Origin of the sequence: Spirillospora sp. CA-108201 (genome assembly GCF_050936235.1) — a bacterium.
In the GTDB taxonomy this organism is placed as follows: domain Bacteria; phylum Actinomycetota; class Actinomycetes; order Streptosporangiales; family Streptosporangiaceae; genus Spirillospora.
This window is the reverse complement of the sequence record NZ_JBNJNE010000001.1, coordinates 1,451,097-1,469,485: the sequence shown is the minus strand read 5'-3', so window position 1 is coordinate 1,469,485 and position 18,389 is coordinate 1,451,097. Positions and strand designations below refer to the sequence as shown.

The 18,389-nt window shown below is 68.2% G+C and carries 18 protein-coding genes and 1 pseudogene; 11 read left to right on the top strand and 8 right to left on the bottom strand.

What is annotated here, in order from left to right:
- Positions 1-582: 582 nt before the first annotated feature.
- Positions 583-1,074, top strand: a complete 492-nt coding sequence (locus ACQEU6_RS07115; protein ID WP_499329885.1) for a hypothetical protein — start codon at positions 583-585, stop codon at positions 1,072-1,074.
- Between the two features lie 160 nt (positions 1,075-1,234).
- The gene (locus ACQEU6_RS07110; RefSeq protein ID WP_499329883.1) at positions 1,235-1,726 is read left to right on the top strand and encodes a P-loop nucleotide/nucleoside kinase family protein; all 492 of its coding nucleotides are present in this window, start codon (positions 1,235-1,237) and stop codon (positions 1,724-1,726) included.
- Between the two features lie 16 nt (positions 1,727-1,742).
- Here the strand turns inward: ACQEU6_RS07110 and ACQEU6_RS07105 are convergent, their stop codons facing one another.
- The gene (locus tag ACQEU6_RS07105; protein WP_499329881.1) at positions 1,743-2,132 is read right to left on the bottom strand and encodes a hypothetical protein; all 390 of its coding nucleotides are present in this window, start codon (positions 2,130-2,132) and stop codon (positions 1,743-1,745) included.
- 87 nt (positions 2,133-2,219) lie between these two features.
- Here ACQEU6_RS07105 and ACQEU6_RS07100 point away from each other — a divergent pair, with 87 nt between their 5' ends.
- The 4 genes and pseudogenes from ACQEU6_RS07100 to ACQEU6_RS07085 all read left to right on the top strand — a co-directional run bounded on the left by ACQEU6_RS07100 (position 2,220) and on the right by ACQEU6_RS07085 (position 5,948).
- Positions 2,220-3,764, top strand: coding sequence for a serine/threonine-protein kinase (locus ACQEU6_RS07100; RefSeq protein ID WP_499329880.1), 1,545 nt, complete (start codon positions 2,220-2,222; stop codon positions 3,762-3,764).
- 216 nt (positions 3,765-3,980) lie between these two features.
- Positions 3,981-4,763: pseudogene (locus ACQEU6_RS07095) on the top strand (serine/threonine-protein kinase); the annotation flags it as partial.
- Between the two features lie 147 nt (positions 4,764-4,910).
- Positions 4,911-5,456, top strand: a complete 546-nt coding sequence (locus ACQEU6_RS07090; protein WP_499340108.1) for a peptidylprolyl isomerase — start codon at positions 4,911-4,913, stop codon at positions 5,454-5,456.
- A 207-nt stretch (positions 5,457-5,663) separates the two neighbouring features.
- Complete coding sequence (locus ACQEU6_RS07085) at positions 5,664-5,948, top strand: Tn3 family transposase (protein ID WP_499340107.1); 285 nt, start codon at positions 5,664-5,666, stop codon at positions 5,946-5,948.
- Positions 5,949-6,218: 270 nt separating this feature from the next.
- Here ACQEU6_RS07085 and ACQEU6_RS07080 read toward each other — a convergent pair whose 3' ends face one another.
- Positions 6,219-6,653 (bottom strand): alpha/beta fold hydrolase, encoded by a 435-nt coding sequence (locus ACQEU6_RS07080; protein WP_499329878.1) that lies wholly within the window; start codon positions 6,651-6,653, stop codon positions 6,219-6,221.
- Between the two features lie 272 nt (positions 6,654-6,925).
- Here ACQEU6_RS07080 and ACQEU6_RS07075 point away from each other — a divergent pair, with 272 nt between their 5' ends.
- Positions 6,926-7,252 (top strand): hypothetical protein, encoded by a 327-nt coding sequence (locus ACQEU6_RS07075; RefSeq protein ID WP_499329877.1) that lies wholly within the window; start codon positions 6,926-6,928, stop codon positions 7,250-7,252.
- Between the two features lie 115 nt (positions 7,253-7,367).
- On the opposite strand, the gene ACQEU6_RS07070 is transcribed toward ACQEU6_RS07075, so the two are convergent.
- The 3 genes from ACQEU6_RS07070 to ACQEU6_RS07060 all read right to left on the bottom strand — a co-directional run bounded on the left by ACQEU6_RS07070 (position 7,368) and on the right by ACQEU6_RS07060 (position 10,422).
- Entirely contained in the window at positions 7,368-7,682 is a 315-nt protein-coding gene (locus tag ACQEU6_RS07070; protein WP_499329876.1) for a hypothetical protein, read from the bottom strand.
- Entirely contained in the window at positions 7,679-9,511 is a 1,833-nt protein-coding gene (locus tag ACQEU6_RS07065) for a DUF4158 domain-containing protein (RefSeq protein ID WP_499329874.1), read from the bottom strand. Before ACQEU6_RS07065 ends, ACQEU6_RS07070 begins: the two co-directional genes overlap by 4 nt.
- A 251-nt stretch (positions 9,512-9,762) precedes the next feature.
- Positions 9,763-10,422: a hypothetical protein gene (locus ACQEU6_RS07060; protein WP_499329873.1), complete on the bottom strand. Its 660-nt coding sequence runs from the start codon at positions 10,420-10,422 to the stop codon at positions 9,763-9,765.
- 292 nt (positions 10,423-10,714) lie between these two features.
- Here ACQEU6_RS07060 and ACQEU6_RS07055 point away from each other — a divergent pair, with 292 nt between their 5' ends.
- Positions 10,715-10,930 carry a recombinase family protein gene (locus tag ACQEU6_RS07055; RefSeq protein WP_499329871.1) on the top strand — a complete coding sequence of 72 codons (216 nt, stop codon included), beginning with the start codon at positions 10,715-10,717 and terminating at the stop codon, positions 10,928-10,930.
- A 112-nt stretch (positions 10,931-11,042) separates the two neighbouring features.
- Here the strand turns inward: ACQEU6_RS07055 and ACQEU6_RS07050 are convergent, their stop codons facing one another.
- A complete protein-coding gene (locus ACQEU6_RS07050) occupies positions 11,043-11,579 on the bottom strand; it encodes a hypothetical protein (RefSeq protein ID WP_499329870.1) in 537 nt (178 codons plus the stop codon).
- Positions 11,580-12,408: 829 nt separating this feature from the next.
- Here ACQEU6_RS07050 and ACQEU6_RS07045 point away from each other — a divergent pair.
- A complete protein-coding gene (locus tag ACQEU6_RS07045; RefSeq protein WP_499329868.1) occupies positions 12,409-14,460 on the top strand; it encodes a WD40 repeat domain-containing protein in 2,052 nt (683 codons plus the stop codon).
- A gap of 482 nt (positions 14,461-14,942) precedes the next feature.
- On the opposite strand, the gene ACQEU6_RS07040 is transcribed toward ACQEU6_RS07045, so the two are convergent.
- Positions 14,943-16,136, bottom strand: coding sequence for a hypothetical protein (locus ACQEU6_RS07040; protein ID WP_499329866.1), 1,194 nt, complete (start codon positions 16,134-16,136; stop codon positions 14,943-14,945).
- Between the two features lie 481 nt (positions 16,137-16,617).
- On the bottom strand, positions 16,618-17,094 hold the full coding sequence (locus ACQEU6_RS07035; protein WP_499329865.1) for a recombinase family protein: 477 nt from the start codon (positions 17,092-17,094) through the stop codon (positions 16,618-16,620).
- 230 nt (positions 17,095-17,324) lie between these two features.
- Here ACQEU6_RS07035 and ACQEU6_RS07030 point away from each other — a divergent pair, with 230 nt between their 5' ends.
- Both ACQEU6_RS07030 and ACQEU6_RS07025 read left to right on the top strand, forming a co-directional pair.
- Positions 17,325-17,684 (top strand): nuclear transport factor 2 family protein, encoded by a 360-nt coding sequence (locus ACQEU6_RS07030; protein WP_499329863.1) that lies wholly within the window; start codon positions 17,325-17,327, stop codon positions 17,682-17,684.
- A 352-nt stretch (positions 17,685-18,036) separates the two neighbouring features.
- The gene (locus tag ACQEU6_RS07025; RefSeq protein ID WP_499329862.1) at positions 18,037-18,336 is read left to right on the top strand and encodes a hypothetical protein; all 300 of its coding nucleotides are present in this window, start codon (positions 18,037-18,039) and stop codon (positions 18,334-18,336) included.
- Positions 18,337-18,389 lie beyond the last annotated feature (53 nt).

Here is an 18,389-nt window from a genome sequence, read left to right as displayed (position 1 = left end):
AACACCCGCCATCCAGTGCGGACGCCCAGGTCAGGGTGGGGTGTACCGTCGCAGTGCGGCGGGGCAGCGCCTTGGCCGGGTCGTACACGTAGGCGACGCCGATCCGGCGACGGCGCCCTGACCGGATCGGGACACCGCCACCCGCATCCGGACGGTGCCCGGGAGCGCCCTCCACCGGACCAGGAACAGCGGGAGCGTCGCGCGGCCGCAGCCACCGGGAGCAGCGGAGCGAGAGGCGGGGGAGGGTAACGAACAACCCCCCGATCTGGCATGGTTCCGGAAGCGGCTGGTCGAGGAGTGAGTTCGGCGAGGAGAGCGCCGACGCAGCCGGCTCTCGGCGGCGGGCACGCCGACGACTCGCAGGCAGACGTGGGAGCCGCTTTCGTTCCACGAGGCTCTGCAGCAGATCGAAGCCATTCTCTCCGAGGGGCCTCGGGGCGATCCGAGCGCGCTGGAAGTCCAGCCTGAGGGCAGCCGGCGGGTGGTCTACCTGGCTCAGGAACAGACCACGGCGGCCCGAAAGGGCGCAGACGCCGCCGAGAATCCTCGCGTGGCGCATCGGCGTCGTCATATCGTCGTCCCATGCGCGAGCCGCATCACCCCGAGGTTGCCCAGGATCCCGACTTCGGAGGGATCGCCCGCTGTGCCGACTGTGGCTGGCGGCAGATGTTCAACGAGGACCTGCACGAGTTCGCTCACGATGTTTTGCTCGACTGGCACGCCGCCAACCCCGGCTACACCGTCGACCACCTGTCCGCCGATGGGCTGGCCTCGGGCATGACCGTTCCCGACTACGTCCGGTGGGCGTCGACCGAGTTCGGCCTCTTGGCCCTGGCCGACACCCGGACCGGGCGCTTTTATTTCGGCTACAACCACGAATCGCTGGCGATTTACGAGTCCGTCGCCGACACCGGCGGCTTGGACCAGGCCGTGCGGGCCAACGCCCGCAGGCTCGGCATCACGCCGAAGCAGGCTCTTGGCGACGTCGTCCTCATCGCCGCCGGCTTCTACCGGTGCGGCCTTCTTGCCCCCGCACCCAGTGCCGGGGAACCGCCGGCGGCCACGCCGCAGTAGCGGCTGGACACAGAATCCAAATTATCTGTCAGATAGGCTCGGTTCTGGCCGACGCAACATGCCAGTTCACGCGGTTTAGCAGGAGTCATAAGTCCGCAACTATGATGTACCAGGGCAGCAGGTGAATAGCTTCGAGGGTCGTGCATTGGATGCAATTCCCGTGAGAACGGCGACGGTGTGGTTGCTGGTCGGGTTGACCGGGTCGGGTAAGACCACCTTCGCCAGGCACTTGGAGGAGCGGGGCGTGGTGCGGTTGTCGGTGGACGAGGAGGTCTTCCGGCGGCACGGCCGCTACGGCGTGGACTTCCACGAATCGCGGTGGTTCGAACTGGCCGACCCGGTCGCCGAGGAAGTCTACCGGCGGCTGGGCGAGCTGGTGAAGGCCGGCCGGGGCGTGGTGCTGGACCACGGGTTGTGGAGGCGGGGGGACCGGGACGCGGCCAAGAAGCTGGTGGAGGCCGCCGGGGGCCGGTGGCGGCTGATCTACCTCAAGGTGGGACGGGACGAGCTGATGCGCCGTCTTCAGCTGCGCAACCAGCGGGCGGACGCCAACGCGCTGCTGGTGACCGAGCCGGCGCTGGAGGACTTCATCGCCCGCTTCGACGAGCCCGACGGCGAGGGCGAAGAGGTGGTCGACGCCCGCCCGCAGTGACCGCCGGGCCTCACCGTCAGGGGAGGCGATCGGCGTCAGCGCGGGAGAACACCAGGTCGCTGGGGTCGCGCATGCTGGTGAAGGGCGCATCCAAGCGGACCGGCGCCGCAGGGTGGCGCGGCGCGCCAGGGTAGGAGCGGGCCCGGTAGTCGTTGGTCAGCAGGTAGGGGTGGAAGCCGGCGGCCAGCAGCGGGCCGGTGACCTCTTCGACGCTGCGGCCCTGGCGGCGCAGCAGCCGCCAGCTGACCTCGATGGCCAGTTCGGCGTCGGGGCGCAGCCGGTCCAGGTGGCCGGCCAGCCCGGCGACGGCGGCGGCTTCGGTGAGCCTGTCCGGCAGGCCGACCATCTTTCGTGAAGTGATTTTGTGGCGATCCTGACCGCCCAGGACGGTGTCGGGGTGGGCCATGGGACCAAGTTACTTCACGGAAGAGCCATTTCCTGAAATGATCTGAGCTCGTCGTAGGTACAGGATTGTTCTTCTGAAAGGTGGCGTATGGAGCCGCTGCGGGCGAATGATCCGCGCCAGGTCGGGCCATACCGGCTGCAGGGGCGGCTGGGCGGCGGCGGCATGGGACAGGTGTTCTTGGGCCGCTCCCGGGGCGGCCGGACGGTCGCGGTCAAGGTCGTGCGGCCAGAGCTGGCCGACGATACGGAGTTCCGGCGCCGATTCGCCACCGAGGTGGAGGCGGCGCAGCGAGTCGGCAGGTTCTACACCGCGCAGGTGGTGGACGCCGACACCGACGCCGATCCGCCGTGGATGGCCACCGCCTACATTCCCGGCCCGTCTTTGCATGATGCCGTCACCACGCACGGGCCGCTACCGCCCGCGGCGATCGGTGTGCTGGGGGCGGGCCTGGCCGAGGGCCTGGCCGCGATCCACGACCGCAAACTCGTGCACCGTGACCTGAAACCCGGCAACGTGATCCTGGCCGCCGACGGCCCCCAGGTCATCGACTTCGGCATCGCCCGCGCGCTGGACTCCACCTCCCGCACCGCCAAGGGCGTTCTGATCGGCACGCCGGCGTTCATGTCCCCCGAACAGGCCTGCGGCGACGAGGTCGGCCCCGCCAGCGATGTGTTCGCCTTGGGCGCGGTGCTGGTGTTCGCCGCCACCGGCCGCGGCCCGTTCGGCGACGGCCACCACCACGCGATCATGAATCGCATCCTCCAAGACGACCCGGATCTGACCGGCCTGAAGCCGGACTTGGCCGACCTGGTGGGCGCCTGCCTGAGCAGGACTCCCGAGAACCGGCCCGGTCTCAACGATCTGCTCGATCGGCTGGCCGTGTCGGCCCGCGACGCCACGCGATGGCTTCCGCCACAGGTCACCGAGATGGTCACCCAGCTCGAAACGACGGCCCTCAAACAGCGGCCGGAAACCAACGGCGCCTTCGAGATGTCCTGGACCGGCAAGGAACCCTTGTCCACCTACGCCGACAGGGCGGCCAGGCGAGGCTGGAAGGCGATGGCGATCCTGGCATCAGTCTCGGCGCTGGTGGCGCTCGTGTGCCTCCCCCTGGCATCGGGGCGCCAGCTTCAGGCGCAGGAAATGACTCCAGGGCTCGCTCTTCTCCTGGTAGGGGTGCTGGCCGCCATTATGGCCGTCTGCTGGGCGGTTCCGGCAGCCGGCCGAGCGTGGGGTGAGCGCCTGCGCGAGAACAGAACGGGTTGGGCGCTGCATGTGGGACCGGACTACCTACAGACCGTCAGTGCCACGGGGCGGCGCGAATTCACCTGGGATCGGCTCCAGCACGTCACTATCGAGGAGATCCATCCCGCGCACGGCAACGTCGAGGAGTTCATGGGGTCGGCCGCGTATCTGTACGTCGGGGTCCACATCCGGCCCCGGAACGAAGACGAACTGATCGTTTCGCTCCCGGCGGGATGGCCCTACCCCTGGCTCGGCACAGTCGCGAATCGTGAGGACGGGCTGTTCCCCATCTGCGTTCTCGGACCGATGTCGGAGGAACAGCGAGCCAGGCTGATCCAGGCCCTCGCCAGATACGGCGGTCAGAAATGGCAACCGGCCGCGACGTGAGGCCGACTACTGGCGGATTGATGCTTGAGGAGACGGCAGTTTGTCTCATCGCCGCGGGCGGCCCGGCTCTTGAACTCAAGGCGACTCGCTCGGCGTGATCGCCACCAAGACCGGCATTCCCAAGATGGTGTCGTCTTCACAGTCGCATCGTGATCCCCATCGCGCCGGTTCGCCGGCAGGAGGGACAGCAATGTTCGAAACGGGAGAGGCGTAACAGTGCGAGACCAGCTCCTGGGGGGCCGTTACCGGTTGGTGCGACAGCTCGGCGAGGGCGGAATGGGGCAAGTATGGGAGGCGCAGGACGAGACGCTGGGCCGGCCCGTCGCAGTGAAGGTGATCTCGCTGCTCGCCGGTGGCGGAAGCCGCGGCGACGAGGCACGCGCCAGGTTCCTGCGCGAGGCGCGGATCACCGCCCGGCTGCAGCACCCCAACATCGTGACCGTCCACGACCTCGGCGAGACCGGCACCGATGGCAACAGGGTCCCGTTCCTGGTGATGGAGCTGGTCCGAGGCGAGGGCCTGGACGCGATGCGACGCCGAGGCGCCATCACCTTGCCGGACGCGGCCCGATGGGGCGCGCAGATAGGTGACGCACTTGCCGACGCGCACAACGCCGGAATCATGCACCGGGACATCAAGCCGTCCAACATCCTCATCACGCCTTCCGGCACCGTGAAGGTCCTCGATTTCGGCGTCGCGCGGGCGGCCGACCCCAACGCGACCGCGGACCGGCTCACCCAGACTGGCTTCATCGTGGGCACACCCCCGTACATGGCCCCTGAACAGGCACGTGGTTTTCCGGAACCGCGCAGCGACCTGTACGCGCTCGGCTGCCTCCTCTTCGAACTGATCACAGGCCGACTGCCGTTCCAGGCCCCCGACATCGTGGGCTACCTCTCGGCGCACCTCACCCAGGAACCACCCGCCCCCAGCTCGATATCCACGCACATCCCAGCCACCTGGGACAACCTCGTACTGACCCTGCTGCACAAAGACCCCGACCAGCGGTACCCGAACGCCGCCGACCTCTCCCAGGCACTGCGACAACTCGACCGCGCACCCGAACCCGCATCCCCAGCAGGCGACCGAACCCGGCCACTTACAACGCCAGGCACGACTCCGCTCCCGCCCGCGGTCTCCAACACCGTGGCCGGTGAACTGTTCGCCACCATCAAGACCAACCACGGGGACATCCTGATCAAGTTGTTCCCGAACCACGCACCCAAGACGGTTCAGAATTTCGCCGGCCTCGCCGACGGCACGCGCGAGTGGACCGACCCCCGGACCGGTCAGCCCGGCCAGGGCCCGCTGTACAACGGCGTGATCTTCCACCGGGTCATCAGCGGCTTCATGATCCAGAGCGGCGACCCAACCGGCACCGGCACCGGCGGCCCGGGGTACCAGTTCGACGACGAGATCCACCCCGACCTGCAGTTCACCAAGCCCTACCTGCTGGCCATGGCCAACGCCGACAAGCGGAAGCGCCGGGGCACCAGGGGCACCAATGGGTCGCAGTTCTTCATCACCGCCGGCCCGACCCCTCACCTGAACGGCAGGCACACCATCTTCGGCGAGGTCGCCGACGCCGCGAGTCAGAAGGTCGTCGACGCGATCGCCGCGACCCCGACCGGAATGATGGACCGCCCGCAGCAGGACGTCGTGATCTCCCAGATCGTCATCGAGAAGCGCTGACCCCCACGTTGAACCCATCGACGGCAGCTCAGCAAGCCGTCGTAGTCGTATCGCAGGCGCCAGACCAGCAATCTCCCCACAGAACCGCTCCACGTCGGACCGCGGAAACCCCACACCCTCAGAATCCACCACGCGGCGAGACTCACCCGGTCACAGCCACAGTGTCAACAGATGTGACACCAACTCCGGTTCCCCGGTCCGCTCCTACTGGAGGGCCAAGACCAGCTCGCCGCCCTCGGCCTGGTCGTCAACGCCGTGGTGCTGTGGAACTCGACATACCTGTCGGCGGTCATCGACGACCTGCGAACCCAGGCCCGGACCTCCACCGAAGGCCTCGGCGTGACCGACGCCGACGTGGCCCGCCTGTCCCACCTCGGGCACGCCCGCCTCAGCTGCCTGGGCCGCTACGCCATCACCTCCTCCAGCCCCAGCCAGGGACTCCGGCCGCCGCGCTCCTCAACCGACAACGGGGGCGACGAGGAAGAAGACTAAACCGCTCAGATTCGGAGGTCGTCGATCAAGAGCTCGGGGGACGCGACCAGCCTCGTCCGCCGTTGTGCGGAAGCGCTGGGCCTGCGCGCCCTGGGGGCTTACCAGCCTGCCGTGGCCAGCGGCCGACAACAGTGGGGCGACCACGTGTGCCTCGGTCAGGCCGGTGATGTGGTCCAGCCCGTCGAACTCGATGATCTCGAACCCGACCTCGCGCAGTTCTGCAGAGCGGTCGCGAACGCGGCGTGCGATGGCACTTCCTCCCACATAGTCTTACATCCGGCATCCGGGTTCACCATCCACGGAGCCGTACCAGACGACCTTCGGACCCTTGAGCGCCGTCAGGACCTCGGTATCGTCACGGGCGGCCCACTCCCGGTACAGCAAGATGCCCAGGTGGTTCTCGTCCGCCTTGTCCTGCAGCCCGGCCTGCAGCAGGGCCGTGCGGGCGCCCTCGACATAGCCGAGCCAGTAGTCCGTGCCGGACAGCAGGGGAAACCCGCCGGTCATGAGGCCGACCACCCGATCAGTGGCGCCCACCAGGAAACCCGCCAGCGCGGCCATACCCGAGTATCCGGCCAGCACGAAGTCACCCAGGCCCGCTGCGTCCGCGACTGCGTGCAAGTCCGCGATCTCGACTTCCGTGGGGAAGCGGTTCCAGCTCATCGGCTTCCACGGGCCACCCGCCTCACCGTCGGGTTCCATCACGCCGACGACCTGCCGGGGCTTGTAGGGGTGCCGGTAAGAAACGCGTCATGAGCCCCAAACGAGCGGATGCGGGGGTCTCGGCTGCTGTGCGGTGGCGTGCGCGTGCCGCAGCTGGTGGATGCCGATGTCGACTCCGGCGGCGGCGCAGTGGCCCCTCTCAGCGGTGGTCGACACCGGCTGCCGATCGGCGGCTAGCCTATTGCCACAGACAGCCGTGCACGGACGGTCTCCCTTGCCCACGATCAAGACCATTGGGCCAAGAAACAAATGAGATGGAGGGCGAGATGAATCCTTGTGACCAGAAGATTGTGGCGGAAAGCCGTGACTTCCTGGGTGTGATGTTCTCCCATCTGGATGTCTCGGATGGGCAGATCCTGGAATTTCACGCCGAAAGCACCCGCCGCGGGGACTGGGGGGTCTACTGCTTCCTGCGCGAGGAGATCATGGACGCCCTTGTCAAGGGCATCAGCCTGATCGAATACGGTGTCGCGCGTGAGACGCTGAACCACCAGCAGACGCTGGAGGCCCACGCCGAGGACTCCGGCATGGAGGCATTCCAGCGCTGCCGTTGTCCGAACACGAACTGCCCCCACTTGTGAGAGTAGCTCGCCAGAGGGCATCGATCCGCTCGCTTCTATGCCGAGGCTGAGCTAAACGTTCGGTGACCCCACGAGGGCACCGAGACAGCGGATAATTACAGTCCGGCCTACCGCCCTAGGGGGCGGGCCGGACTCTTTTCTTCCTCGGTGCCGACCAGAGGTGGACTTGACCATCGACACGGCCCTTTCGGGGGATCGAGGGGTCTTCGAGCAGGTCCAGGTAGGAGTTCCACAGGTGTGCCAGGGAGGCTCCGATTCCGCCTTGGCGTTGGTGCTGGCGGAGGCGCTGGTCTCCCAGATCGCCCTCATGCTCGAACAGGCGGTTCAGGTGCCGGGTGGCCTCGGCGACCGCCGCGGCTGAGCCGGGGAGCACGGTGAAGATGACCAGCGCCTTCATCGCGCTCAGGACCACCTCGGCCTTGGCCATCATGGGGTCGTCTTTCCTGAACAGGAGGGTGTCCCACAGCTCGGTGATCTCGTCGTATCGCTGGGCGGGGGACCCGATGAGCGCGTCCAGTTCATCGGGATGCGGGTGGCGTACACCCGGTGGGCCTTGCGTTCAGCCGGTCCGGCGTCTCGGGCGGCGAGGGCGGCGCTCTGGTGCAGCGCGGCGCGGTGGAGGGTCAGCGGGGCGGTGAGGCGGACCGAGCGGCCTTGGCCGCGGCGGATGGTCCGCCCGGCGGCGAGTGCCTGGCGGACGGCGTCGTCGCCGGCGGCGTTCAGGTGGTCGGCGAGCAGGCCGGGCAGATCGAGTGTCACCTGCGGATCCGGGGGCGTTGGGGCGCGGGCCGGTTCGCCCGTGGGCGGGGGCGTGTCGAGTTGTTCGGGCAGTTCGCGGGTGCGGGCGCTGTCCAGGATCCGGCGGATGGTCTTGGGGGCGACGTGGTGCTGTCGGGCGAGGGCCTTGACGGCGGCGCCTTGCCGGTAGGCGGTGACGACCTCGGCGGCCTTTGCGGAGTCGAGGGCGGTGGGGCGGCCGAGGGTCTTGCCGGAGGCCTCGGCGGCGGCGACGCCTTCGCGGGTGTTCTCGCTGATCATGTCGCGCTGGAACTCCAGCACGGCCGCCAGGACGGAGACCATCATCTTGGTGCCGGGGTCGTCTGAGGCCAGGTCGATCCCCGACAGCAGCCCGGACTCCACCCGCAGGTGCAGGCCCCTTCGGGCCAGGACCGGGCGCAGGGCGAGGATGTCGGTGACCGATCGGAACAGGCGGGCGGCGTCGGCGACCCTGAACAGGATGTTCTCCTTCCCGGTCACCCGCTTGAACGCGTTGATCAGCTCCTTGGTCACCTTGCTGTCGGCCCGCGCCTTGATCCGATGCACGGTCGCGATCAGCAACTCCACCAGCGTGTCGGTGATCTCCCGCTCCCGCTCGCAGACCAGCGCCGCCAACAGCAGCACCGTCAGCTCACGCGGATGCGAGCGCATGTGCGACGGAGCCTCCACCGCCGCCCGAGCCCGCCAGGCCGCCAGCACCTTGGGCGCCACATCGGCGAACAACCCCGGCGGCAACCCGATCGAACGCACCGCCTCCAACTTGCGGATCTCGGTCATCATCGACTCCAGACTCACATTCCCCGGAGCCGACTTGATCAGCGCCAGCAGTCCCGAAGAACCGCCGCCATCGTCCTCCGCCGCCGTCTCGGCCGCCTCATCCTGCGCCGCATCGTCCGCGTCGTCGGTCCCGGTCTCGGCGCCATCGTCGATGCCGACCAAGGCGTAGATGCGCCTGGTGGTATCCGCACTCAACCGAGAAGCGATCCGCACCGACCAGGCGACCTCCGCGCTATGCAGGGCCGAGGCCACGATCCGAGTGATCCGCCCCGAGGTCGGCGGCTCAATCCGCTCCTGGCGCAGATGCTTGAGCAGTTCCTCCCGAACCCGCTCGGGCCGACGCTCGGCGTGGGCGCCGTTCTCGGCCAGCCACACCGTGACTTTGTCCGCGTCCGCGGTCGTACAGACCCAAAAGCCCAGGTGCGTCCGGATCTGCCCCCGGTGGTACTCGATCGTGGAACCAGACCACTCGTAGAAGCCGAACTCCGAGACGGGCACCCGGACCTGCTTGGCCACATGCCCCACGACCTCGTCGGCCAGCTCCGAACGCCCTCGCGGGCACCGCCCGTGCCGCGTATAGAACTTCAGCAAGATCGCAAAGCCGAGCCGGGTGGCGCCTCGCTTCCCGGCGATCAACTCACGCTCCTCGTCCAGGACCGTCCAGTGCTCGACCAACTCGTCGATATGCATCGGGGAGTGCGTCATAGCCGCCCAGCATCGACCAGCAAATCACGGCAAGATCAACGCCGTTTGGGGCTCATGACGCGTTTCTTACCGGCACCCCAACCAGGAGGACCGGCCCTCCAGGGCTCCCAGCCCCGGTCCGGGAGCGGCCCCGGGCGAGTCGTCGCGGGCGATGACGCCCTGCACGGTGACCGAAGCACCCTCGATGTCGACGTCCGCCTCGACGGTGACGATCTCCGGCCGGGATGCCGCCGTTCAGAGCCGGCCGGCGGTCAAAGCCGGGCCTCGAGGCGAGAGATCAGAGGCGCGTAGTCGTAGTCCGGGAAGAGGCCTGGAAAGATCCGCAGCATCGTCGCGACGTCCTCCAGGACGTGGATGTACTCCCTGTCGACGTCGGCAAACAGGTACTGCCAGCCCAGCGTGCCCTTGGTGAGGATCAGGTTGTCCAGATACGCGCGATAGTCCAGATCGAGGCGGACGGCGGGGTGAGACTTGTCCAGGAACCAGATCTCCGGGTTCGTGACGCCTGGGTACAGCCTCAGAGTGGCCAGTCGCCCATGACCGGTACGGGATAGGTCATCGAAGATGCGTAGTTGTGACAGCAGCTCCTTGCCGCGGTGATCCCGTGAAAAGTCCTCCAGTGGCCGAAGGCACTCCTCGGTGCCGGCGTCAATATTGTAGATCTGGAACTCTCCGACCAGTGCCGTCCCGGGATTTGCGGTGCGCCACTCCAACGCCATGTAGCGGTACGGGAAGTAGCTCTCCTTGAGCCTCGGAGCGAGCGGGAAGCCGTCCTCGGCCATGAGCTCGAAGATCCCAGTCGGATCTTTCCCGGGCCCTCCCGGACCGAGTTGCTCATACACGACATCGAAGTGCCGTGAATCGCGCACCTCTCCCATCGCCCGTTGCAGGCTCTGCTCGTACGGGACCATCTCGATGCACTCCTCCCCAGCCCTGTTCCGCCGTATCTCGACGTGAGTGCGACCGGTGAGCCTAACGCGAGCAAGGACAGAGCCGCCACCAGCCTGATCTAGCTAGGGGTCTTCCCCCGAACGTGCGCCATGTGGCTGTTTGTAAGCGGCGTGGGTGCTGAGCGGGTGTTTCGTTGGGGGATCGTCTACCGGAACAGCGACCGGTCGAGATGACGCCCCAGGTCGAGGTGTTCCGTAAGAGTGTTCCGCGAACTGTCCCGGTGGCGAGGTCCTATCCGGAACACTGGACGGCGTGAACGCCGCGAACGCCCCCGCTTCTGGCACGGCCCCCGGCGCCGTCCGGGTCGGCTACGCCCGCTGCTCCACCGACGAGCAGGACGTCGTCGTCCAGACCGAGCAGCTGCTCGCGCTCAGTGTCCCGGCCGATCGGATCTACATCGAACGGGGCTTCTCCCGCACCACCCGCCGCAACCGCAGCGGCCTGGACCAGGCCCTGGCCGCGGTATGAGCCGGCCGAACGGGTCGTTCCAGTCGTAGACCGACCCACCCAGCCCGAACAGCACGCCGGCCGGAGTACGCCCAGGAAGGGATCACGGACCAGCGTCGTAGCTGGTTGATCGTCAGCGTGGCTCGGTCGGCGGGCCGTGAATGATGCGATGGATGGTGGAGCGGCCGACGCTGTACTCGGTGGCCAGGTCGGCGAGGGATACCTCGCCGGCGGCATAGCGGCGGCGGATGGAACGCCGCGCCGGCTCGGGCAGTTTGGGCTGCTTGCCCTTGAGCTTGCCGTTCTTCTTGGCCAGCGCCATGCCTTCGCGGGTGCGCAGGTGGCCCAGGTTGGCCTCGAACTCGGCGACCATCGCCAGGGTCTGCAGGAACGGTCGCGTCGCTGTCCTGGACGGCAGCCGGGTCACCATCGGCCAGGTTCTCGATCCGGGCGACGTCACCGTGTTCAGCGGCGGCCGGGCCACCATCGACGAGGTCTGCAACTGGGCCATCGTCGACTCCGCGGCGGCCGGGCCACCATCACCAAGACCTCCGGCCAGGGCCGCGCCGCGGTCAACGACGACGGCCTGCTCAACATCGGCGAGGTCTGCGACTGCAGCAACATCCAGGTCGACGGCGGGCAGGCCACCATCGACCAGGTCAGTAGCCACAGCGATCGCCCCCACCCAGAGGGCCCGGCACCGCCGGGCCCTCACCTCTTCGCGCCCTGGCTCGGACGGTTCGCGGCAGAGCCGTCGCTGAGTGAGCTGGAGATGTTATTCCGGTTCGATGAGCGCGCGCTGACGTTTCCTCGCGAGTGAGTCGCTACTGGCCTGGCCCAGGCCGCCGAAGCCGCGGACCAGGACTGACGACCGTCCGCCGCCTGGGCGACCCGTCCGCCATTGAGCTGCAGCGCGCCGTGGTCGAGCGGGCCGGATCATGGCGCACCTGCGGTCATGGGCGGCGTACTGGCCGACGTACCGGCCCGTCGACGTCCACCCCGCCCGAGCTGCTCGGCGAGGGCCTGGCCCTCGCGAGCGTCCGCGAGGGGTGGGCCGAGCTGTTCACCGACCCGGCCACGCGACCGTTGAACCCGACCGGCCGCGACCTCGGACGGTGGGGCGGTCTCAACTCATCAACAGGTGTCGCTGTCGGGGGCGTCGTGTTCGTTTGAAGGCACATGCCCGCTGGGGCCAGCGTGATCGCTCTTCGGGTGGTCGCGGTGACGTCGATAGGTCTCCATGACCGACAACGCAGCGCTTACCGCCTCCAAGACGGCGACCAGGATCTGTGCCGATGTTCCAAGGTCCATCGCCCGCTATTCCTCCTGCCAGGCGGCCGGCTGAGTCGGCCGCCCGTGAATGGTCTTGTCGTGAGGCCTCACCGTCCTTGTCGCTCAACTTGTCCACTAGCGATCGAATGCGGCGGCGCAGGTCGGCCCTGGACAAATAAGGTGCTGAGGGCCCAAGCAATCAAGATGAGCTGGCGAAGGGGGCCGGAGTGAGCGAGTGGCACGACGGTGGCGGTCGCCGGCGGGGCCGTCCGGTCAAGGACCGTGCTCAGACTCCACAAGCCCGGGCGTTGGCCACATGGTTGCGGGAGCGGGTCACGTCCGGGCTGACAAACCGTCAGCTGGCCGACCGCGTGCCTGTCTACGGCCACGCCAAGTGGGCTGAGTTCCGCAACGGCGCCGACGTGATACCCCGGCATGTGCTCGAACTCCTCCTGCGCACGGTCGTGCCTGAGCCGCGGTTGCGGGAGCAGTTACTCGCCGAAGGCGACGAGCTGATGGAACGAGCCGAGCAGGCCGCCGCCGGGAAGCTGGCGGTCAGCGCTCAGGGGCTGCCGGAACAGGAACTGTTGCACCGCCTCAACCAGGCGCAGCAAGCACAGAGCCAGGCGCGGAACCAGATGCTGCTCACGCACACGCTGGTGTCAATGCTGCTGAGCGTGTTGCACAACGCTCAGCAGCAGAACCGGGCTCTACGGGCCGAAGTAGACCATCAGCAGCGGCGGGCGGCCCGAATGCGGGTGGAATCGGCGCAAAAGTGCCTGCGCGCAGCACGAGAGGCCCGCGACGAAGCCGAGGACCTGCACCTGGACGGCTACGCCCAGGCCGAGCAGTACCGGCGGCTACTCGGAGAAGATCGCGGTTGGCTCGAGTTGCCGGCCGCGCTGACCACCCCAGGAGTGCAGCGGCTCTCCGAACGGGAGTGCGATCGGCTGCTGGACGAGACCGCAGGAGTGCTGCTGCAGGTTCGTCAGACCCTCCATGACATCCGCGAGCTTCTCGGCCTCCCCGATCGGGGGCCCTCAATTGTCCATGGACAAGTCGTGGACAATTCCGAGTCGCCTGCCCTGTCCGGGAGACCCCCACCCGGCTGGTCACCCCCAGCTGCGGTCATCCGGTCCGGCCCGGCCTTGCCGGAGCCGAACCAAGGACGGTCCTCCCTGCCGCGACGCCGGTTCCTGCTCGGCCTGTCCACGGCCGTGGGCGCTGCCCTCCTCGGCGCCGGCGACAGCCAGGCCCACCCCAACCTGGCGTCATCGAGCGTTCGACGCCGAGCCGCCCCCTCTGCCACAAGCACCGCCATCGGTGACTGGCCGGACTGGAAACTGGTGCCGTCCTCCACCCGTGACAGCGCCCCTCTATCGCTGGCGATCGGAACCGTGGACGGGACGACCTTCGCGATCTCCGGCCACAGCGACGGCGCGCGGCTGTGGGACGTGGCCACGAGGAAGCTCATCGGTGAAGCCCCCGGGGTGATAGACAAATTCGATGGGACGGCCGACATCGGCTGGATCGAGGACGTGACGGTCGCCACCGTCAACGGCAGAACCATCGCCGTCACCGACACCGTCGTGTGGGACATGAGCACGGGAAAACGGCTCAGCAAGTATGAGACCGGAACCACGATCCAAACGGCCGCGGCAGCGGAACGGAACGGCAAGATCGTCATCGTCTTCGGAAGCGATGAAGATGGCATACGCGTGTGGGACCCGATGACCTGGGAGTTGGTCTTCAAGGCCAACATCGACGGAGGCACCGACGCACTGGCCTGTGGATCCCTGGACGGTAGGCCCATTGCCGTCGTCGCCTCCACCGCATGGAAAAGCAGGTTGCACGTATGGGACCTGATCAGAGGGAAACCCGTCGGCAAGCCCATCGAGACCAATGAGAAGGTCAGGGCGGTAGCGGTCGGGACCCTGGCCGGCAGGGCCATCGCGGTCACCGGCGGGGATAAGTCAGTACAGGTCTGGGACTTGGCCGACAGGAAATCACTCGGCAAGGTTCAGAAAATGAACTCTTCTGCTTCCCTGCCAGTCGAGGACGTGGCGATCGCAACCATGAACGGCAGGCCCATCGCTGTCACCAGCGATGACGACGTGCTCCGAGCGTGGGACCTGACCACACGGAAACTAGTCGGCGACTTCCACCTGGAAACCGGCGGCGGGTCGATGGCGGTCGGAACCATGAACGGCAAGACGATCGCCGTCAGCGTCCACCAATTCGAGAACCGGCTACTGGTGTGGACGCTAGGACCGTCATAGCAGCGCGTTGGCGGGAGCGGAAGCAAGATGATGAACAGGCGCCTGATCGGCGCCGCGGGCTTCCGCCCGAGTGGATCGCCCTCGTGAGAAATAACCCGTGGGTTCCCTGAGCGAGCTTGTACGCGCGTAGCCGCTGGACCAGGGGTCTGTGGCTGGATCTATGCCGGTTCTGCCATCTGAAGAGACTTCAGAGTCCTCGAAGTTCCATCGTGGCCCGTGTTCGTCTCCCGGCTTGGGTGAAGGCGAGGGGGCCGGAGTTGGCGCTGGCGGTCGTGAAGGATCTGCGGGTCGCGCGTGCACCGGCGCGGGTTGCAAGTCCCGATTGTTCTGCGCGGGATCTGCCCGCTGATGGCGGAAGTGGCGGTGGGTGGTTCAGGGCCCATCGGGGCCCTCCCGAAGTCCGGAGTCGGGGGGCGTGCGCGGCGAGAGTCAGCATGGCGCGGGCGCTTCTCTATGAATGGTGGTGCGGGAGTAAGCAGCCATCATCGCTCCTCGGGCGCCGCGCGCGCGGCCCGTTCGGCAGCGTGTTCGGCGGTCTGGGCGCGCTGTTCGGCGGCGGCGGCGCGTTCGCGCTGCTGGTGGGCCTCGGTGCGCGCCTCCTCCAGTTGGCGCCGCAACTCCGCCATCGCCGCGTCGGCGGCCGCGCGGACGGCCTGCAGGGCGGCGCGCGACTGCGCGGCGTCCCCGCGCGCGGCCTCGGCCGCGGCCGCGTGCTCCTTGGCCGCTCGGTCGTTGTGCGCGGCGCTGTCCTGCGCGGTCTTCTCCCGCTGTTGGGCGTCGGCGAGCTGGTCGCGGGTCTCGGCGAGGGCCGTATCGGCGGCATCGGCGCGGCCGGTGGCCGCGGCGTGCCGCGCCTGCTCTTCGGCGAGCTGCGCGCGTGTGGCGTGCCGCTCTTCCAGGAGGCTGGCGGTCTCCTGGTGCGCCGCGTCCAGCTGCGCGGCGGTCTCGGCGCGCTGCCGCTCGGCGTCGGCGGCCTGCTGCTGCGCGACCTCGCGCAGGTGCCGTTCCGCGGCGGCCTCCTCCTCGGCGGCCTGCTGGGCGCGCTGGGCCTGCCCCGCCTGCCGCCACGCCCGCTCGGCGTCGGCGCGCGCGTCGGCGACCTGCTCGCGCGCGTCGCGGCGCGCGTCGGCGACCTTGTCGTCCCGGTCGGTGCGCGCGGCCTTCGCCGCGGCGTCGGCAGCGTCGGCGCGGTCCTCGGCGAGCTTGGCGCGGCTCTCGGCCTCGTCGGTAGCGCGGCGCGCGGCCTGCGCCTCGCGGCGCGCCTGCTCGGCCTGGCTGGTCGCGTCGGCGACCGCGCCGTTCAGCAGTTCGGTGAGCGCGCCGGTGCGCTCCTCGAACGCGGCGAGCAGCCGGCCGAGTTGCGCCGTCTCGCCGCGCAGTGTCCGGGTGGGCGCGAGCTCGGCGGTCTCGGCCTTGCGTCCGGCCTTGTGGTGCGCGGTGCGGTGCGCGGGGCTGCAGTACTCGGCGTCGCGGCGCACGCCGCGGGGGATCGGCCGGCCGCAGTGCTTGCAGGGGCGGCGCCCGGCGCCCCGAGTGGTTTCGGCGCGCTCGGCGACCGCGTCGGCGGACAGGTCGTCCTCGGCCACCGGGCCGTCCAGTAGCGCTGCGGCGTCGAATGCTTCCGCCGGGGGCGGCTCCGCCTGCTCGGCGGCGGGGTCATCGCGGTCCTCTGTCACAGATCCAGGCTAGCAGTCGTTCCGTTGCGTTCCAGAACGGTTCTCAAAACGGAACGGAACGAATCTCATGGACCATTGAAGGCATCGCACAATGCTGATTGTGCAGAACGGTGCGCAGCGAGACCCTGCTGTGACTGCGACGGCTGTCCTGGCTCAGTCGACCTGATGCGGACGGAGTTCAACGTGATGCCTGGCCTCGTGGATCTGATGCCGTCCGGCCCGCGAGGAGGGATTGGTATAGGAACTAGCGGTAGCTGGCCGGTTTCGGTGTCGGTCTGGTGACGGCCGTTCGGGCCGGCTGGTCGGTGGGCACGGCGGCTCGGCTCGGCTCCCCCCGTGGGTGCGGGCGAGGGCGGCGATGGAGGTGCCCTCGTCACGGAACGCCGCCCGCGCTTCGTCGTGGCGGGCGCCGTCGAGCGCGTGCGGCCGTCCTCGGTGGCGGCTTTCGGCCTCGGCCGCGGCGATTGCCCTCGTCGGCGGGTTAGTTCTGCAGGTCGCGCTGGAACTGCCGGACCGAGGTGATGACGTTGATGATCAGCGCGGTAGCGGGGTCGTTCGCGGCGAGGTCCTGGAAGGTGCTGAGCGGTCCGGACAGGACGCTCAGGGCGATGCCGCAGGCCTGGCACCAGTCGCGGACGCGGTCGATGTCGATGAGGTCGCGGCAGAGCCGGAACAACTCCGAGACCGTCTGTACGTCGCCCGGGTGCGCGGCCGCGGCGATCCGTGTGAACGCGGGCCGCTCCAGCGCGGGCGTCTTGGAGGTGGTCGCCGGGTCCTCGAACAGCAGGACACCCTCGGCGGGCCGGAATCCTTCGGAGACGCCCTCGGTCCGCACGAGGAGGCCGGCCTCGGTGAGGATGTGGCGCTGGTGCAGCAGGGACTGGGCCGCGGTGGGCACGCGCGAGTGGACGATCCGCACCGACGGTTCTCCGGGGAAGGGCTGGGGGAGCCCTTCCACCTGTCGGGAAATCCTGGCGTCAATCCGGGCCCGGAATCGCTCTTCTGGAGGGGCGTTTCTCTCCCCAGTATCCGGTTTTCCGTGTGACGCGGGGGCGGCGGGGTGTCGGGAAACCTTCTAAAAGAAGATTCCCACTCACCGACGATCGGAGTCCCGGGACCGGACTGCGAAGATCAGCCGAGCGTGAACGTCCTGGCGCGGATATGGCGCCGGTTGGGAGTGTGGGCCTCATGGAGGACTTGAGGGACGCCGAGCGCCGACTCCAGGCCGCGCAGCTCGCTGGAGATGTCGAGGCGCTGGATCGGCTGCTGGATGATCGGCTGATCTTCACCTTCGGTGCGAACGTTCAGACCAAGGCGGACGACCTGGAGGTGCACCGCACTCGGGCGCAGGTGCTGACGAGGGTGGCTGAGGAGGAGTTGACCGTGCTCGCCGATGGGCGCACCGGGGTGACGTGGTTTCTCGGCACCGTCGAAGGGACCGTCTCCGGGGCGCCGTTCGCGGCCAGGATGCGCTACACCCGTACTTGGCTACACGACGAGACGCTCGGCTGGCGAATCATCGCCGTGCACGCCAGCATGACCGATTGACATAGCCGACACGTTGCAGGGCGAACCACCACACGGCGGTAGACGGCGGTAAGAAGCTGTTTTCGAACCCCCTGCGAGACTGATCATCCTCGCAGGGGTGAACATGACTGCTCCTGATGCGTGAGGCGCCGGACGCCCTCCCGGATGGCTTACGTCAATCACAGTCACTATCGATAACTGATCCAACGGCAACACCCAGCGGCCCTCCTCGCCTGCGGCGTGGGAGAACACCGGTGGCAGCCGTCTGAAGGGGGAATCGAGCAGCAACCCGGTACAGGACGCCAACCTGTCCGCTGGTCTGCTGGTCGGCTCGGCGAACGACCATGCCTCAGGTCTCGCGGCGGTGCTGCGCATGCCTGCGAGCGGAATCTTCTCGACATACACCGTCGCGCGTGGCCTGCTGGAGACTCCGGCCCGGGCCTGGTACCTGCTGGAACCGGATATCGACATGCTGGAGCGCGTCCGGCGGCACATGAACGAACGGCTCCACAGCCTCGACGAATCCCGGCTCCCGATCCACGGACAAGGTCTGGCCGCGACGCAGCAGGACGACCTGGAGAAGAAGATCCTCGGCACGGGCAAGGAGCACTCCACGGTTGCGTCCACGGAGGTGGTGTACGAGTTTCCGCAGGTGAAGAGCGTGGCGTCGTGACGTGAGACGGCCACCGCGTAGATCCTTCGAGATGGATGATCAAGAAGAAGGAG

Coding starts and splice junctions, on each gene's coding strand:
- ACQEU6_RS07115 (WP_499329885.1), top strand. CDS start 583: ATGCGCGAGCCGCATCACCCCGAGGTTGCCCAGGATCCCGACTTCGGA.
- ACQEU6_RS07105 (WP_499329881.1), bottom strand. CDS start 2,132: ATGGCCCACCCCGACACCGTCCTGGGCGGTCAGGATCGCCACAAAATC.
- ACQEU6_RS07100 (WP_499329880.1), top strand. CDS start 2,220: ATGGAGCCGCTGCGGGCGAATGATCCGCGCCAGGTCGGGCCATACCGG.
- ACQEU6_RS07075 (WP_499329877.1), top strand. CDS start 6,926: ATGGAGGGCGAGATGAATCCTTGTGACCAGAAGATTGTGGCGGAAAGC.
- ACQEU6_RS07070 (WP_499329876.1), bottom strand. CDS start 7,682: ATGATGGCCAAGGCCGAGGTGGTCCTGAGCGCGATGAAGGCGCTGGTC.
- ACQEU6_RS07065 (WP_499329874.1), bottom strand. CDS start 9,511: ATGACGCACTCCCCGATGCATATCGACGAGTTGGTCGAGCACTGGACG.
- ACQEU6_RS07060 (WP_499329873.1), bottom strand. CDS start 10,422: ATGGTCCCGTACGAGCAGAGCCTGCAACGGGCGATGGGAGAGGTGCGC.
- ACQEU6_RS07030 (WP_499329863.1), top strand. CDS start 17,325: ATGGAGGACTTGAGGGACGCCGAGCGCCGACTCCAGGCCGCGCAGCTC.
- ACQEU6_RS07025 (WP_499329862.1), top strand. CDS start 18,037: ATGCCTGCGAGCGGAATCTTCTCGACATACACCGTCGCGCGTGGCCTG.